The following is a 15,548-nucleotide window of genomic DNA, read 5'->3' as shown; positions in this document are numbered from 1 at the left end:
CAAGTCTCTGTTGAAGATCTACGTGGCTGGTTTACTCATTGCTGTTATTGTACCTCAGTAGACTAGAAAATGCTCTATCAGTTCTTCTGTTACTTTAACTGCGCCATTGTCGGCAGATAACAGTTCTCGCCCTTCCTGTGTTTGCAAGATTTGGTCAGCTTCTTCTTTGCTGAGAGCATAACCCAACACATCGTACGAACCTACTGAGTTTGGTGGTGATTTTGTCAGTGGGGTATAGGTATTATTAATATTTGACGGTCTTCCTGGTAGAGTTAGCTCAAGTTGATAACCCACAAAGGCAACAATCAAAAGAATTAATCCGAGTAAAAGAGTCGGACGCAACCAGTTTGGTAAAGACTTTAACCGATCCATAAGTTACCTCGTTCTCTTGACTCGATACGATTGGCAGCCGTCAAAATCTTTAATGTAGCGACATTAATAGTCAAGCTACCTTCTATTGTTTGATTCAGTGTCTATCTCATGAGTGAAAGTAGCGATCGCGCAACTTGTAATTACGAATACTAAATAAACACCAAATCTTCTATCTCCAGCATTGATAACAAATGTGACTCAAAAGTGATAAAACAAATGTAAATCTTCGTGCTTTTCAACACAAAAAGACTTCTTACCTAAGACAGATGTTAAGCAACTGAATTTAATCGTTGATATAGCAATCCTATTTGACTCATGAACGGAGCAGGCTTCTAGCTTGCGGCAGGCTAGAAGCCTACTTTACAAATCATTTAGAACTGCTATATGTGTGATAGATTTTCTCTACAAGGTAATTTTTTCTAATGCTAAAGCGATCGCTCAGATCCTGTTGCTATAGGTCGCCAAGGCTGGGAAACTCCTACTGGTAATTTCCGCGTCGGTCAAATGTTGAAACAGCCTACTTGGATACACCCATTTACAGGGGAAACTGTCCCTGGTAGTACTCCTGAAAACCCACTTGGTACTCGCTGGATTGGTTTTTGGACAGATGGTAAAAATTCAATTGGCTTTCACGGTACTCCTAATCCTGAGTCTGTAGGCAAAGCTGTTTCTCACGGTTGCGTGCGGATGTATAACGAAGCTGAAGTAGTAGATATATATTATCTCAATAGCCCTTTCCCTTGGTAGAGATTTTAACAAAGACATATAGGTAATATTAATACTTATATGTCTTTAAGGCGGGCAAATTAATGGCAGCTTTACAAGAGTCCTCCGTTGCTAAGCTTTTAGGAGCAGGAAGATCGGGAAAGGTATTTTTAGTTGAGAGCCAGTCAGGTGCGATCGCCCGTAAAATATTTTATCCAGATACGATTGCTAACATAATTCATTACTTTTTCTTTGGTTCTCCTAATCCTTATATTTGGAACAAAGATGCGATCGCTTGTGCATTTTATCGCCGCAAAATTCTCGGTGAATTAGTACAATTTTGGTTTGGCGATCGCCTCACAGTTGCAGATGCTCTCTCTACCAAGTGGAATCAAGAGTTTAAAGCTTATCAAATAGATACAGAATTTATCAAGGGAAGACATGTTTCGCTGCTTCAACCGTGTAGCCGAGAACGGGCAATCGAATTACCTACATTAGTTCGCGGTATCATGCTACCATTGCAAAACAAATTAATTGAGGCAGGCTTAGACGGATTAGTTTGGCAAGCTGGCAAAGGTACTCCTACAGCTTTAAACAATTTCTTATTAGCCAGTGATACTTCAAACCAGCCTGTTTTTGTTTGGATAGATTTAGAATCGGGTGTTCCAGCTTTATTCCCGATAAATATCATTGCTCTATTTTCATTTTACTTGCCCAAGACATTAAAATACAAACGGGCGATGTTTGATGATGTAGATAATTATAAGTTAAAACGATATATACATAATTATCAAGTAGAATTAGTAGCAAATATAGGCAGCCAGAAATATCAGGAAGTTTTAGGGTGGGTTGACCGATTAGAGTATCATCAAGACGAATGGAAATCAATGAGGAGAGTCGATCGCAGTATTCAATATCAATTGAAAAAAGGCGCGATCGACGAGCAACAAGCGAGATGGTATTCTGAGCATTTCTTGTTGTGGTATACACGGGGATTTTGGAATATTTTCCAAAAAATTATCAATCAACTATTAATTCAATTACCTATTGCTCTTGTCCACAAAATTATTAATATTCCGTATCTCCAATTTTTTTATAACCTTTGGAGATTTATTTTATCGCAAAGATATAGAATTAATATAGTTAGAAACTATGTAACAAGAAGGATCGAGCGTTGGCGAGATAGAAAGCATTTAAGAGATGAAGAAGCTAACAGTTTGCTACAAAGCTTAGAGCGGGAAAAAAGCAGCGAATATTTAACTGATTTTGGCGTTCATTTAGGCATCAAGTTATTTGTTAAAATTATCGAATATGTATTAGTGCCACTACTATACTTCGTAGGCTTGATTAATGAGTTGGTTTTTATAACTTGGTTGATTGTTGGTGGTCCAGTTTACCGCACGATTTATACATCTTGGAGAGCATTACAAGCGGCGATCGCCAGACAAGAAATTCCTTGGGTTGCTTTATTAGTGGGATTAATTCCGACTGCGGGCATTCTCGCATATCCCTGTCAGATTATTTGGTCAGCTAAAGGGAAAAAGCAAAAAATCGCTCAATTTATCGTGTATGATTTCTTTACTAGAATTGGGGCAAAAATTCCTGCTTGGGGTGGAGAAGATACAAATACAGAGCATTTTTTCAACCAGATTGCAGATAAGATTGCTAACCGTCAATTAAATCGAAGAAAACCTTTAGAATCTGCAAAACTATAGCAGGAGGCAGAAAGCAGAGGGCAGATGGCAGAAGAAATTTTGTTATCTTTTTGCTTTCTGTTTCTGCTTGTGACGGCGATACATCACCCAAATTCCGAAACATACAAACCCTAATACGAAGAAAACTGTAGAAGCAGGACTGAGAAACTTTTCTACTAACTGATAGTTTTGCCCTAGCACGTAACCTGCATAAGTTAGTATTCCTATCCACAAAAAAGTACCAGCTGACGAGTACAACACAAAAGGTAGTAAAGCCATGCCTTCTAAACCAGCAGGGATGGAAATGTAAGTGCGAATACCTGGAATAAATCGACCGAAGAACACGACAATTCCCCCATATTTAGCAAACCATCGCTTGGATTTATCGATATCTTCACCAGATAAACCGATCCATTTGCCATGTTTATCTACCCATTTCCGCAGCCGCTTTTCACCTACCAGCTTGCCAACGTGATACCAAATTATCGCTCCTAGAACAGTTCCCGTTGTTCCCGCTAACACCACAAATAGAAAATTTAATTCGCCTCTTTGGACGGTAAACCCTGCCAATGGCATGACGATTTCCTCTGGCATGGGAGGAAAGAAGTTTTCCAGCACCATCAACAAGGTAATACCCAGATAGCCCATTCTAGAAATAACATTCGTAATCCAATCGAGCATAAGATGATTTAATCTTCCAAGATTGCCAAGCTTGTTCTGTCAAATTGATTGCTCAACACTGATTCACATAATTTATACTATTTTTGTTTGAGTTATGAAATGTTTGTAAGGATTGGTAATTTGTAATTTGTAATTTGTATTTTCACCACTACTCTCTACTTACTACTCACTACTCACTGAATTAAAAAAGCGATCGCATAAATAATTGCGTGGCATAAAATCTGTTGCCATCTTGCCAAATCCCAACACCTGTTTGGTTGAAAGCAGAACGCAGAATGTTTTCCCGATGTCCTGGGCTATCCATCCAGCCTTTAACTGATGAGGAAATGGGGTTAGGAACGTTGGTACTTCTAAACAAGTTCTCCCCCACCATTAAATAAGTAATGCCTGCGGCACTGACTCTTTGCGCTGGGGTACTACCACTAGGGCTAGTGTGGCTGAAGAAATCTTCCCGCGCCATTTGACGGCTGTAATCGCGGGCTACTTGAGCTAACCTTTCATTATGTTCTAGCGGATTCAAATTATTCTGCTGCCGAATATCGTTAATACGCTGCCGAATCTCTGCTTCCATTTCGGCAACAGCAGGAGATTTCGCTGGGGTTTTTGGCTGTTCGGTAGCAGGTGGTCCCAGCCCAGGAATTCTAGAAAAAATATCTCTAGCAGGCTCGCATCCTACTAGAGTTAAGGCGATCGGTGTCCATGCTATCCATAATTTCCACGGTCGTTTTTGTTGCCGTTTATTTTTGGTTAAATTTTCCTTATTCATCTTAGGAATAGTTTGTCAAGGCGATCGCTCAATTTATTGTTCGTACTTGAGATGTCACGAAACAACTGCTCTACTAACATGAACTGCATGACAAAATTGCCAACAGTGGAGAGCTAACAACTCCACCATCAACAATGAGAATTTTCAATGCCAGCGATCGCTACAACTGGCGATCGCAAGTCGAGTCGATAAAGACAAGTTATGGGGAAGGTGAAGGCGTGACGGTTGGGGTGGGAGTTTCAAGTGGGGTGGTTGTCGTGCCTGGAGTCTCAAGTGGGGTGGTTGTCGTGCCTGGAGTCTCAAGTGGGGTGGTTGTCGTGCCTGGAGTTTCAAGTGGGGTGGTTGTCGTGCCTGGAGTCTCAGCTGGAGTTGTGGGGCTAGTAGCAGGAGTTTCAGCAGGACTAGTAGTATCAGTAGTACCAGTACCACCAGTACCGCCTGTACCCGTGGGTTCGCAAGCACCAATAAGCAGGGACAGCCCTAAAACTGGAGCTAGAAAAAGAAATTTGTTGCTCATATTCTCCTCTTAAAAATTGAAGTGCAAAGCTAGGGCACTTAGTATTTGAAAATCAGGCAATAAGCTGACAATTGCTTCATCCTGCGCGATCCGGCAACGATTATCATCTACCATTGGTTGCAGGGAGCGATCGACTATCACCCGCAACCCAAAAGAACCATTCTTTTTCTTGCCTATGTTTTTTAAGCTAATTGCTAGCGTAGGCAATGGTGCTGAGAAGGGCGTTCTCTGCTTGACGGGAATCTAAACGGGTATGCTGGACGACAATTGGCACGTCCGACTCAATGACGCTGGCAAAGTCGGTGTCGAGGGGGATTGGTTCTGGATCTTTGAGGTTGTTGAAGCGAATATGTTTCGTGCGTCGGGCTGGAACAGTTTCTTTGTAAGGACCAACGGGTTCTTTGTCGCTGTAAAAGATTGTTATTTCAACATGGGCATCTGCGTCACCAGCATTGAGAATACATACGGTTTCATGGCTGGTAAATTGAGGTTCGGGTCCATTGCTATAAGCTGGGATATAACCCTCTGCGATTGCCCATTTTGTATGTCCAACTGGTTGCATTATCGCATACCTCCTGATAAATAACGAGTTTTTCTCCGTGCTTGCGATCGCCTTGGTTGTGCTACGACAGTTGCAAATCCCATCATCCGCATTACACCGCCTACACTTTCATCAAGACGAGTTTGCGTGTCAGGACTGCTGAGATTGCGTAAGCCATGTAAATCTAAGAAGCTAAATCCGACTTTGGAAAACAAGGGAATCAGACAAAACAAAAATGTATCTACAGTTTGACCGAAAACCCGAAAACCGGAAGGACCGAGAATCCAGACAATCGGATAGCAAACCCATAGCACTGTGAAATAAGTAGCAATTTTGGTGTAAAAACTAGACAGAGCTGAGTCTTGACTGCTGGCTTTGGCACGCAATGGTCCCCAAATTCCTGCCAAAACAACAAAGAAGGCAACCACACCGTTGATGTACCATAAATATCTCACCCAAGGGATGACAGACAGATCGGCAACTAAACCGCAAACAACTACAATGACTTGAGTAGCCATTAAAGAGGCAATCAGCGTCCAGTCTTTTTTGTGCAGGCGATGCATTGCCGTCCAAGACAGGGCTAATAACAATAGCGGTGTAGTGACAATCCAATCGATGTAACGGGCAAAATGAGCCACCTGTCCCGCTACCTCAATCTTTCCTTGTTCTAACTCCGCACCTGGTAAAACCATCGACAGATATGCCAGTCCCGACCAGATCGGAATAAAAGCGGCAACTAAATACTCATATCTGGGCACACCACGAGGATTTCTACCAAGCATGATGAAGTGGATTGCCCCGATCGCCATCCCTGCAATATAAAGCCAATGCCACAAAGCCTGCCAATCCATAATTTACCTCATGAAAGTTGTTAATACAAATCGCAGTTGGCTCTACTAAAATTAGCCAAAATGTGCTTCTGCTATTGAAAAAGGTGAATATTTGGATATTTACTGTCTAGATATTTGCCTTTTAAGCAAATAACTATAACTACTCGTTCTACCTCTATCATTCGGAGTAATTAGCTCTGTGCTTAGATTTACAATTTAATTGAGCGATCGCGCGATCGGTTATCTGCAAGATATGAAAATCTCATTTGGTCTGAATTACAAAAAGTACAAGCTCGGCATTTTCAAGTTATTTCATCAGTTTGTTTCTAGTTTTGAAGTCAAATGTGACTAGAAAATGATAAAAAAATATGCTTGTCTTACTATCACTTTTCCATCACAATTAGGAACAATTCTAGAAATAGCAAGTTATCTGGTAATCCTCAATGGGTCATAAGATCTTTTGATGTGACTGTCATTGGTCATTGGTTATTAGTCATTTGTTAAATCGGAATGAGGCTAGCAATGCTCGTATGCCTCATGACTCAAATCGGTAGAAAATGTCAGCAAAAAATTAATTCTGCCTTTTGGCTGTGGTTGAAAATTCCTTTATGAGTCAAGGACAGGCAGAAGCAAGGAGTCAAACAAGCAATGAGAATTGGGCAATGGCTAGGATTATTTGCACTGATTGTTTCCCTATACATCCTCTGGCAAATTCGACAGCTAGTGTTACTTTTATTTACAGCATCTGTATTAGCAGTAGCAATTAATCAACTCGTGCGACGATTTGGGCGATCGGGCATGAAACGAGCTGGAGCGGTATGGTTGAGTTTAGGTATTGTTGTTGCTCTACTAACTGTGAGTTTTTGGCTGATTGTAGTTCCCTTTATCAATCAGTTTCAAGACTTGGTAGAACTTTTACCGTCTGGAATAGAACGAATTCGACAAGGAATTAATTGGTTAGAGCTGCGGGTTGCGCCATTTTTGCCAGAAGTTCCCGATTTAAATCAAATTATCCAACAGATTCAGCCTTACATTGCCAATCTCCCAGCACAGATGTTAGCTTTCTTTTCTACCTCTGTGGGTGCGTTGTTAGAATTTTTGCTGGTGCTGATTTTAACTTTAATGATATTAGTTAATCCTCAGCCTTATCGCAAAGCTTTTATCCGTTGTTTTCCCGCATTTTATCGCAAAAGAGTAGATGAAATCCTGACTCGCTGTGCCGATGGTTTGGGTGCGTGGACAGTTGGTGCTTTGATTGAAATGGTATTCATCGGTGCTTTGAGTGGAATTGGTTTGTGGATATTGCAAGTACCGCTAGCGTTGGCTCATGCAGTTTTAGCAGGATTACTGAATTTTATTCCCAACATTGGACCCACTCTGAGTGTATTTTTACCAGCGACGATCGCCTTTCTGGATGCACCCTGGAAAGCTCTCGCCGTTATAGTTTTATATATCATCATTCAGAATGTTGAAAGTTACTGGCTAACGCCAACCGTAATGGCTCATCAAGTTGCGCTACTACCAGCAGTTACGCTGACGGCACAAATTTTCTTTACTACTTTTTTTGGGGCTTTGGGATTGCTGATGGCACTTCCCCTCGCAGTAGTTGCTAAAACCTGGATTGAAGAAACTTTGTTTAAAGATATTTTGGATCGGTGGCAGCATTCCTCTTAGAAAGCCTGGGCGAATTGAATTCGCGACTACACAAGCGAAGTCCGCCTGCGCGGACTGTAGAAAATTTAATCGCCTATGGCTTAATCGCTATGCCCATCTCCAGTTTGTAATACTTCTGGGAGAAACGGCGACAGTTCTCGATTTAATCGTCCGGCTTTGACAAATTCCGCATATGTATTCGCCTCGGTTGCCAATAGTTCGGAGCGTAATTGTTCGGCGCTAAAATTTATCAGGTCGGGATACTCGTTTTGCAATTGCTCGATTTCTTTTTGCAAATCTTCGATACCGCCTTTAATCAGTGCTTCTTGGTAGCGATAAAACTCTGGGTCGATACCTGGGCGCTGGTCTGCCTGTAACTGTTTTAACACGCGATCGAGGGCAACCCGTCGCGCGATAAATTCCATATATTGCTCTTGACGAGGGCGATCGCCTAATAAGTTTAACTTTTGCAGTAAAGTTTTAATTGTCAATCCTTGAAACAGCAAGGTGAATAATACTACGCCAAACACCGTAGCAATAATTTTATCTCGCTCTGGGAGAGCAGCCGATACGCTCAATGCTAAAGCAATTGACACGGAACCGCGCAACCCACCCCACCAAAGTACGGTTTGGTCTGGTAAGGGGATGGTAGATTTAGCAAGATAGTTACTCAATTGGCTGAGAGTATAAATTGCGATCGCTCGCATCAATACCATTGCCCCAATTGTAATGGCAATAATGCCTAAATTCTCTCCCAACGTTGTAAAGTGAACTTGGTCGCCAATTAGCAAAAACACGATCGAGTTGACAAAAAACGCCAAAAACTCCCAAAACTCGCTGACAATAATTCGCGTGCGAGGATTCATGCCGATGCGAGAGCCAAAGTTTCCCAGAATTAAGCCGCAAGTCACGACTCCAATCACTCCAGAACCGCCCAAATCCTCAGTAATTATGTAAGTGCCGTAAGCAGCAACCAGAGTTAAAGATTGTTCGACTAAAGGTAAATCGAATCTTTGCGTCAGGTAGGAAATACCAAAACCAATTAAACCTCCTACAGCCACGCCAACGCCTACAACCACAAAAAACTGGACTAAAATTGGCTGAACTCCAAGCTGCGTGTTTCCGAAAGACAGTGCCACTAAAAATTCAAAGGCAACCACTGCCATCCCATCATTAAATAAGCTTTCGCCTTCCATTAAAGTTGTCAAACGACTGCTTACGCCTAACTCTCGAAATACAGCAGTGACGGAAACCGGATCGGTAGCAGAGAGACTTGCGCCAATTAGTAAAGCTGTTGTCAAAGGCAGTGCGGCAAATTGATTTAAACTAAATGCCACGCCGACAATTGATATAACTACACCCACCACAGCATAAAGGCAAATTGGCACGAGATTTTGCTTCAAACTCGACCATTTCAAATTCCAAGCAGCTTCAAATAGCAACGGTGGTAGAAAAATTGACAAAATCAGTCCAGGGGATAGTTCGACCAGACGCACATCCACAAACGCCAATCCCAGACCTACAATGACGAGTAGTAGGGTATAAGGGATTTGGCGAAACCAGCTAAAGACTTGCGGTAGCGTTGCCACGCCTAGAGACACTGCTAGGACTGACAAAAATTGCTTGATGTTGGTTTCAATTGCTGCCTCTGCGATCGCCAATTCCATTACCATGCGTCAATTTTTATTCACTTCAAAAGTCAATCTTAGTCAGACTCGCGTGCTTATGACGAGCCTCTAGAGGTAGGACTTTAATTCAGTTATCAGTGACCAGTGACCAGCAACCAAGTGGGAGAAAGGCTTGTTCAGTAATATTCGCGATCGCTTCCATAACTTCAGGAACAAAAAATCTCATCCGTTAGAAATTCAGCAACTCCATACAGAGTTGCTGGAGGAATCAAAGTTAAGCTCGTCTTATTTAGCTTTAACTATCAGTTCTTGTGTCATTGCCACCCTTGGTTTGCTATCAAACAGTGCTGCCGTGATTATTGGCGCAATGATTATCGCACCTTTAATGTTGCCAATTCGAGGCATAGCTCTAGGTGCTTTGCAAGGTCGTGTTATTTTGTTCCGTGAAGGCGCGATCGCGCTGGGAATAGGAACGTTTTTATCCGTGATAATTTCCTACTGCTTGGGTTTAATTGTCAGTCTTCCCAGCTTTGGCAGCGAGATTTTATCCCGTTCTCGACCAACGCTATTAGATTTGGGTATTGCTGTGGCGGCTGGTGCAATTAGCGGCTATGCCAAAGCAGAACCAAAAATTTCTGGCAGTCTTGCCGGAACTGCAATTTCTGTGGCTTTGATGCCACCGATTTGCACGATCGGTTTGGGTTTATCACGGGCTGATTGGTGGCTGAGTCTGGGAGCAACAATCCTTTACTTAACTAACCTGCTGGGTATTACTCTAGCGTGTATGCTCACTTTTTTAGTAGTAGGCTATACCTCGCTGGCACAGGCAAAAAAACCCCTCATCTGGACTATATTCTTAACAGTAATTCTGCTGCTGCCCCTCGGTTTTAGCTTTTTCCGCCTGATCCGACAGACACAGCTAGAAACTAGTTTGCAACGAGCTTTAGTAAGTCAAACTATTACTTTTCAACGGTTGGAGTTGCTTAGCAAAGAGACGAACTGGTTTACAAATCCACCCCAAGTTCGCTTGAACGTGCGGGCAAAGGAACCAGTGACACCTCGACAGGTGCAGTTATTAGAAGATTTTATTCATCGCGAAATGGGACAGCGTTTCACTCTAATTTTTGAAGTTGGAGAAGTGGAAGAAGTCCGCAGTTCTCCGCCAGAGAATTAAATAACTATGCTCAGTTCAAATTTATGTCTAACCTTTTTTCTTTCTTTACCCGTCGTCTTCGCCGTTCCTAGTATCCATTTCTAGCGTTCTTGATGGCGGTTGGTCTTTTTGTCGGTTCGCCTCAAATTACCCAGGCAATTCCCTGGTTAGATATTTTGCGTCAGGGAGTGCAAGTGATTCAATTGTCTACTATTTCCGATTCACAAGAAGTGGAGTTAGGCAAGCAGATTAATCAGCAGCTAGTTACAAAAGAAGTTAAACTATACCGCAATCCCCAGATCGAGCGATACGTGAATCAGATCGGGCAGCGGTTGGTAAAAAGTAGCGATCGCTCTGACATTCCCTATACGTTTCAAGTCGTAAATAATAATAGCGTTAATGCTTTTGTCACAATGGGCGGATTTGTCTACGTCCACACGGGGTTGATGAGATTCGCCCAGAACGAAACTCAATTAGCCAGCGTCATTGCCCATGAAAGAGGTAGAAAAATAGCCAAATCTCGAACGATTTTTGCGACTCGCGAACCGCTCGCATTCTTGAGAAGAACCTGTACTTTTTGAGCTTGTCTTAAACTAGCTTGGGTCAATTCAAGTAGTTGGCGATAAGCTTGTTCTCTATTTTGACGACCCAATTGGCTTCGAGCTTGAGATAGACTATCAATAAGCGCGAGAAATTTTTCTAGCTGTCCGATGACGGTTTTGGAATAATCGAGGATGAATTTTTGAGTCTGTAATCAGAATTTCTTTAGCCTTACACAAGAGACGACTCAGAACTCTCACTCCATCTACTAATAAGCTATTGTCAGAAGGAAAGTGAATATTTGTGGCTACTACTGTTCCAGATGAATTTTTGAGTCTGTAATCAGAATTTCTTTAGCCTTACACAAGAGACGACTCAGAACTCTCACTCCATCTACTAATAAGCTATTGTCAGAAGGAAAGTGAATATTTGTGGCTACTACTGTTCCATCTGTTCTCATTTTTTGTGCTTGAGTGAATTTTAGCTCGATAGCTATTTGAGTTAGCCGTTGATTAATTTTACTCAAAGTTTTTTCCTAATTTGATTTGACTAACGAATTAGCGTACTCTTGCTCGGTAGTGAATGAAAATATATTCGGCAAAACTGTCTTAAAACTAAACTTTCATTTACATTTTTGAGGAGTTTTTCGTAACTTAGATAACGTAAATGTTTCAGAGCTATCATCCGTAGTATGACTTCTACGGGAATTGAATTTCTTCCGGTTTTGGTAGAATGGGGAGAACGCTCTGATAAATCAGTTTCAACTAACTCCATTAGTTTCTTATCATCCAGAAGACGGTCAATCTCAACCATTTCAGCATCCATCTGACCAGTTAATTGCACCAGAGTGCTAAATTTTCTATCCATGTGATATTTCTTTCGTAACACCCCTCACCAGTCTGACTCGGATTGAGTACCTAAAACTTCTATTTCAATCACTGTAAGACTTTTAGGTTTCGCACCGGAAAATAGTCTAATCTCCAGTAGGAAGTATCTTATCTTTTTTGTGCGCAGTTCTCTTCCCAGCGTCAATTGGAATCGAAATCGATCGACAAGTTATTCTCGTATGATTAGGGTTGAGAATTTTCTCCACTGCTTGACCATTTTTATGCTATGCAGTAGCGGCGCAGCGTTTACCAGTCGTACTAGCAACTGCAATATTACTGCTAGAGCCAATGTTTGCAGTGTTATTTGCATCTGTAGTTCTACAAGAAATTCCGTCGCTTTGGTTTGGCATTGGCAGCGCACTAGTTTTCTGGGGATTGCTGTCGATCGCTGGCTTCGCTTTTAAGTGGTGACGTACACAAATCATAGCGATCGCCAATCGCATTCCCTAACCATCCTGCGGCTTTTGCTCAATTGCGGTAACAATCGTAAAAGAGCAATTATCAGGAGGCAAGTATGGTGACAACAACAGTCAGTCAACCTCAAACGCAACTACCACCATTAATTCCACGGGAAATTCTCTTCGGCAACCCAGAACGCGCCCGTCCTCAACTCTCCCCAGATGGCAAGTATTTGGCGTATATTGCTCCAGATGAAAAAAATATCCTTCAAGTGTGGGTGCGTACTGTAGGACAACAAGACGATCGCCAACTGACCCAGGATAAAAAACGGGGTATCCGCATGTACTTCTGGACGTTTGATGGCGAACAGCTAATCTACCTTCAAGATGCCGATGGCGATGAAAACTGGCACTGTTATGCAGTCAATATCAATACGAATATTGTCCGCGACCTGACTCCGTTTCAAGGGGTACAGGCGCAACCCCTCGCCTTAGACCATAACTTCCCGCATGAATTTTTGGTGGGATTAAATTTGCCAGATTTAAGCAAGCACGATGTTTACCGCGTTAACCTCAAAAATGGGGCAGTAGAGTTTGACACGGAAAACCCAGGTAACATTGTCTCTTGGACTGTGAATACTCAGTTTCAAGTTCAAGCTGCGATCGCAGCTACGGCTGATGGTGGGTACGACCTACTTTACCGCGAATCCCCACAGGCAGCTTGGGAAAATTTACGCCACTGGAGTTCTGAGGATGAAGGCTACGCTGTTAGTTTTTCTGCTGATGACAAAACTTTGTATATCGTCGGCAGTCACGATGCTAACGCCCAACGCCTCCTCGCCCTAGACTTAGCGACTCGTCAAGAGACTGTTATTGCTGAAGATCCAGAATACGATGTTGATAGTGTCATCGTTCACCCAACCGATCGTGTTCTGCAAGCGGTTTCTTTTTACCGCGACAAACAAGAGTGGCAAATTCTCGATCGCAGTATAGCTGACGATCTAGAAGTAATTGCCCAAGTCCGCCCTGGAGAATACAACATTACTAGCCGTGACTTGGCAGATCGAACTTGGTTAGTGACTTACATCACTGACAATGGACCAGTTTACTACTACACATACGATCGCACGACCAAAAGTAGCACTTTACTTTTTAGCAACCAACCCAAACTCGAAGAGTTGCAATTAGCAACCATGCAACCTGTCTCCTACCCTACAAGAGATGGGTTAACAATTCACGGCTATCTCACAACACCTGTAGGAATTGCAGCTAAGAACTTACCAACAATTCTTCTAGTGCATGGAGGTCCTTGGGTGCGGGATACTTGGGGTTACGATCCAGAAGTGCAATGGCTGGCGAACCGAGGTTATGCGGTATTGCAAGTCAATTTTCGCGGTTCTACTGGCTACGGTAAGGCGTTTCTGAATGCGGGAAACCGCGAATGGGGCGCAAAGATGCACGACGATCTGATCGATGCAGTCAATTGGTTAGTAGAACAAGGTATTTCTGACCCTCAAAAAGTAGCGATTATGGGTGGTTCCTACGGTGGCTATGCGGCGCTAGCGGGGTTAACTTTCACGCCAGAGGTATTTGCAGCTGGAGTTGATATCGTCGGTCCCAGCAATTTAATTACGCTGATGCAGAGTATTCCGCCTTACTGGGAACCGATGAAAGCTATGTTTGCTCATCGTTTGGGAAATTTAGAGACGGAACCAGAATTTCTCAAATCGCGATCGCCCTTATTTTACTGCGATCGCATCCAAAAACCTTTGTTAATTGGACAGGGAGCTAACGATCCGAGGGTAAAACAAGCAGAAAGCGAACAAATTGTGGCAGCAATGCGGCAATCCAATCGACCAGTTGAATATCTGCTGTACGCAGATGAGGGACATGGTTTTGCCCGTCCCGAAAATCGCTTGCATTTCTATGCTAAAGCCGAGGAATTTTTAGCAAAATACTTAGGCGGGCGATTTGAACCTGTGGGCGATCTTGTAGGGCATTCAGGAGTGGAGAAATGAGGGTGGTAATTGGTAATTGGTAATTGGTAATTGGTTGTTGGTAATTGGTTGTTGGTAGTTGGTGAGAGGTAAATATTATCTGCTGAATTCCAACTTCCAACTGCCGATTTCTTAATGAAAGACAAATCAATCTTCTAACAGCACTCGCGCTTGTTTTAATATATTCTCACAAATTTTGTAGCTAATAATTTTTCTCTGTACAACTGTGTCTCCCACCCATTCTACAAATAGAATTACACCTGCACCCAATACGGCTATAACTGCCACGATAGAGTTGAGTATTGCTAGGTTATTTAACAAAATTGAGTTTAGTAAAAGCTGCAAGGGCATAGAAGTATAAACTAAGCTTAGAACAATAAAAATTGCAGCTATTTTAATAATTTTATGTGCTAGATTTACCTGTTGCGTCTGAAATGATAGTTCGGAGTGAATTTTATTTTCAACATACTGGAGCGCTTGTTTGCTGAAATTTGCCGTTTTAATAATTTTATCGACTAAATCTAATTCATAGCCAATCGCGTGTGCTCTAGTTACTTCAAAATCCAAACAGGCTATTTCTTTTGGGTTGCGAATTACTTGTTGACTCGATAACTGTCTTAACCATCTAACTTCCCAAAGGATGGCAAACAATAAGCCAAAAAAACCAAAAAGATAAATATATATTCTGATAGGTGCTGTTGCTGTTGGATTGAACAAACCTAATCCAATAGCAGCCGAAATAAAAAAACTCGCTCCAATTATAGATAGCTTCATCCAAATTGTCGGAGCAAGGCGATCGAAGATAGTTGTGATTTGTTGTCGATTGGATAAATTCGATGTAGAAATGTATATTTCTTGTTTCAGAATGATATATCTTAGCAGTAGGTTAAATACATCTTCAATCGCCCGCCGATCTATTGTTTTCTCTGCTTCTGGCAATGCTGAATATTCTGGTGTTGCCAAATTGAGATTTCTAGCTAATTCTTCTATAAGTTGATTGTCCTCGAAGGGATACGAATTATCCATCATAAAAAGATTTTAGTAATGGTTATATAGCAATCCAAATTGATGTGTGAACGTTTCCCGTATAGAGACGTTACATGTAACGTCTCTATACGGACAATCGATTTCACGATCCATCTAGGATTGCTATAGTTTCGTATATAACAGTATTCTTGTAAGTTCA

Annotated in this window: 15 protein-coding genes and 2 pseudogenes; 8 read left to right on the top strand and 9 right to left on the bottom strand. The window is 42.1% G+C overall.

Annotation, left to right across the window (positions count from 1 at the left end):
* Positions 1 to 54: 54 nt before the first annotated feature.
* Positions 55 to 372 carry a hypothetical protein gene (locus DSM107010_RS25750; protein ID WP_181246518.1) on the bottom strand — a complete coding sequence of 106 codons (318 nt, stop codon included), beginning with the start codon at positions 370 to 372 and terminating at the stop codon, positions 55 to 57.
* Positions 373 to 807: 435 nt separating this feature from the next.
* Between DSM107010_RS25750 and DSM107010_RS25745 the strand changes: the two are divergent.
* A pseudogene (locus DSM107010_RS25745) lies at positions 808 to 1,119 on the top strand (L,D-transpeptidase); the annotation flags it as partial.
* Positions 1,120 to 1,181: 62 nt separating this feature from the next.
* Complete coding sequence (locus DSM107010_RS25740) at positions 1,182 to 2,792, top strand: hypothetical protein (protein WP_106170250.1); 1,611 nt, start codon at positions 1,182 to 1,184, stop codon at positions 2,790 to 2,792.
* A gap of 42 nt (positions 2,793 to 2,834) precedes the next feature.
* Here the strand turns inward: DSM107010_RS25740 and DSM107010_RS25735 are convergent, their stop codons facing one another.
* Together DSM107010_RS25735 and DSM107010_RS25730 are read right to left on the bottom strand one after the other, a co-directional pair.
* Positions 2,835 to 3,452, bottom strand: a complete 618-nt coding sequence (locus DSM107010_RS25735) for a DedA family protein (RefSeq protein ID WP_106170252.1) — start codon at positions 3,450 to 3,452, stop codon at positions 2,835 to 2,837.
* A 181-nt stretch (positions 3,453 to 3,633) separates the two neighbouring features.
* Positions 3,634 to 4,218 carry a CAP domain-containing protein gene (locus tag DSM107010_RS25730; protein ID WP_015156221.1) on the bottom strand — a complete coding sequence of 195 codons (585 nt, stop codon included), beginning with the start codon at positions 4,216 to 4,218 and terminating at the stop codon, positions 3,634 to 3,636.
* Between the two features lie 134 nt (positions 4,219 to 4,352).
* Here DSM107010_RS25730 and DSM107010_RS25725 point away from each other — a divergent pair, with 134 nt between their 5' ends.
* Complete coding sequence (locus DSM107010_RS25725; protein WP_127024218.1) at positions 4,353 to 4,748, top strand: hypothetical protein; 396 nt, start codon at positions 4,353 to 4,355, stop codon at positions 4,746 to 4,748.
* Here the strand turns inward: DSM107010_RS25725 and DSM107010_RS25720 are convergent.
* From DSM107010_RS25720 to DSM107010_RS25710, 3 genes are read right to left on the bottom strand one after another with little or no spacing between them, the layout of a single operon-like run.
* Positions 4,745 to 4,942 carry a hypothetical protein gene (locus tag DSM107010_RS25720; RefSeq protein WP_106167210.1) on the bottom strand — a complete coding sequence of 66 codons (198 nt, stop codon included), beginning with the start codon at positions 4,940 to 4,942 and terminating at the stop codon, positions 4,745 to 4,747. The two genes, DSM107010_RS25725 and DSM107010_RS25720, sit on opposite strands and share 4 nt — an antisense overlap.
* Positions 4,923 to 5,297, bottom strand: a complete 375-nt coding sequence (locus tag DSM107010_RS25715) for a sensory rhodopsin transducer (RefSeq protein WP_015156223.1) — start codon at positions 5,295 to 5,297, stop codon at positions 4,923 to 4,925. Before DSM107010_RS25715 ends, DSM107010_RS25720 begins: the two co-directional genes overlap by 20 nt.
* On the bottom strand, positions 5,297 to 6,127 hold the full coding sequence (locus DSM107010_RS25710; RefSeq protein WP_106167211.1) for a bacteriorhodopsin: 831 nt from the start codon (positions 6,125 to 6,127) through the stop codon (positions 5,297 to 5,299). The genes DSM107010_RS25715 and DSM107010_RS25710 overlap by 1 nt, the downstream gene beginning before the upstream one ends.
* 627 nt (positions 6,128 to 6,754) lie before the next feature.
* Between DSM107010_RS25710 and DSM107010_RS25705 the strand changes: the two genes are divergently transcribed.
* Positions 6,755 to 7,780, top strand: a complete 1,026-nt coding sequence (locus DSM107010_RS25705; protein ID WP_015156225.1) for an AI-2E family transporter — start codon at positions 6,755 to 6,757, stop codon at positions 7,778 to 7,780.
* A gap of 80 nt (positions 7,781 to 7,860) precedes the next feature.
* Here DSM107010_RS25705 and DSM107010_RS25700 read toward each other — a convergent pair whose 3' ends face one another.
* The gene (locus DSM107010_RS25700) at positions 7,861 to 9,432 is read right to left on the bottom strand and encodes a Na+/H+ antiporter (RefSeq protein WP_106167212.1); all 1,572 of its coding nucleotides are present in this window, start codon (positions 9,430 to 9,432) and stop codon (positions 7,861 to 7,863) included.
* Positions 9,433 to 9,559: 127 nt separating this feature from the next.
* Between DSM107010_RS25700 and DSM107010_RS25695 the strand changes: the two genes are divergently transcribed.
* Together DSM107010_RS25695 and DSM107010_RS25690 are read left to right on the top strand one after the other, a co-directional pair.
* The gene (locus tag DSM107010_RS25695; protein WP_106167213.1) at positions 9,560 to 10,561 is read left to right on the top strand and encodes a DUF389 domain-containing protein; all 1,002 of its coding nucleotides are present in this window, start codon (positions 9,560 to 9,562) and stop codon (positions 10,559 to 10,561) included.
* A gap of 92 nt (positions 10,562 to 10,653) precedes the next feature.
* Positions 10,654 to 11,121 carry a M48 family metalloprotease gene (locus DSM107010_RS25690; protein WP_106167214.1) on the top strand — a complete coding sequence of 156 codons (468 nt, stop codon included), beginning with the start codon at positions 10,654 to 10,656 and terminating at the stop codon, positions 11,119 to 11,121.
* Positions 11,122 to 11,408: 287 nt separating this feature from the next.
* Here the strand turns inward: DSM107010_RS25690 and DSM107010_RS41525 are convergent.
* Positions 11,409 to 11,968 (bottom strand): annotated as a pseudogene (locus DSM107010_RS41525) (transposase); the annotation flags it as partial.
* Positions 11,969 to 12,237: 269 nt separating this feature from the next.
* Here DSM107010_RS41525 and DSM107010_RS43115 point away from each other — a divergent pair.
* Together DSM107010_RS43115 and DSM107010_RS25670 are read left to right on the top strand one after the other, a co-directional pair.
* Entirely contained in the window at positions 12,238 to 12,378 is a 141-nt protein-coding gene (locus DSM107010_RS43115; RefSeq protein ID WP_422387897.1) for a hypothetical protein, read from the top strand.
* Between the two features lie 103 nt (positions 12,379 to 12,481).
* Positions 12,482 to 14,383 carry a S9 family peptidase gene (locus DSM107010_RS25670; RefSeq protein WP_106167216.1) on the top strand — a complete coding sequence of 634 codons (1,902 nt, stop codon included), beginning with the start codon at positions 12,482 to 12,484 and terminating at the stop codon, positions 14,381 to 14,383.
* 126 nt (positions 14,384 to 14,509) lie between these two features.
* On the opposite strand, the gene DSM107010_RS25660 is transcribed toward DSM107010_RS25670, so the two are convergent.
* Positions 14,510 to 15,391 carry a hypothetical protein gene (locus DSM107010_RS25660; protein ID WP_106218780.1) on the bottom strand — a complete coding sequence of 294 codons (882 nt, stop codon included), beginning with the start codon at positions 15,389 to 15,391 and terminating at the stop codon, positions 14,510 to 14,512.
* Positions 15,392 to 15,548: the final 157 nt, after the last annotated feature.

The organism is Chroococcidiopsis cubana SAG 39.79, from assembly GCF_003991895.1.
GTDB lineage: Bacteria > Cyanobacteriota > Cyanobacteriia > Cyanobacteriales > Chroococcidiopsidaceae > Chroococcidiopsis > Chroococcidiopsis thermalis.
The sequence above is the reverse complement of the archived record's forward strand: the minus strand, read 5'-3'. Positions and strand labels throughout refer to the sequence as shown.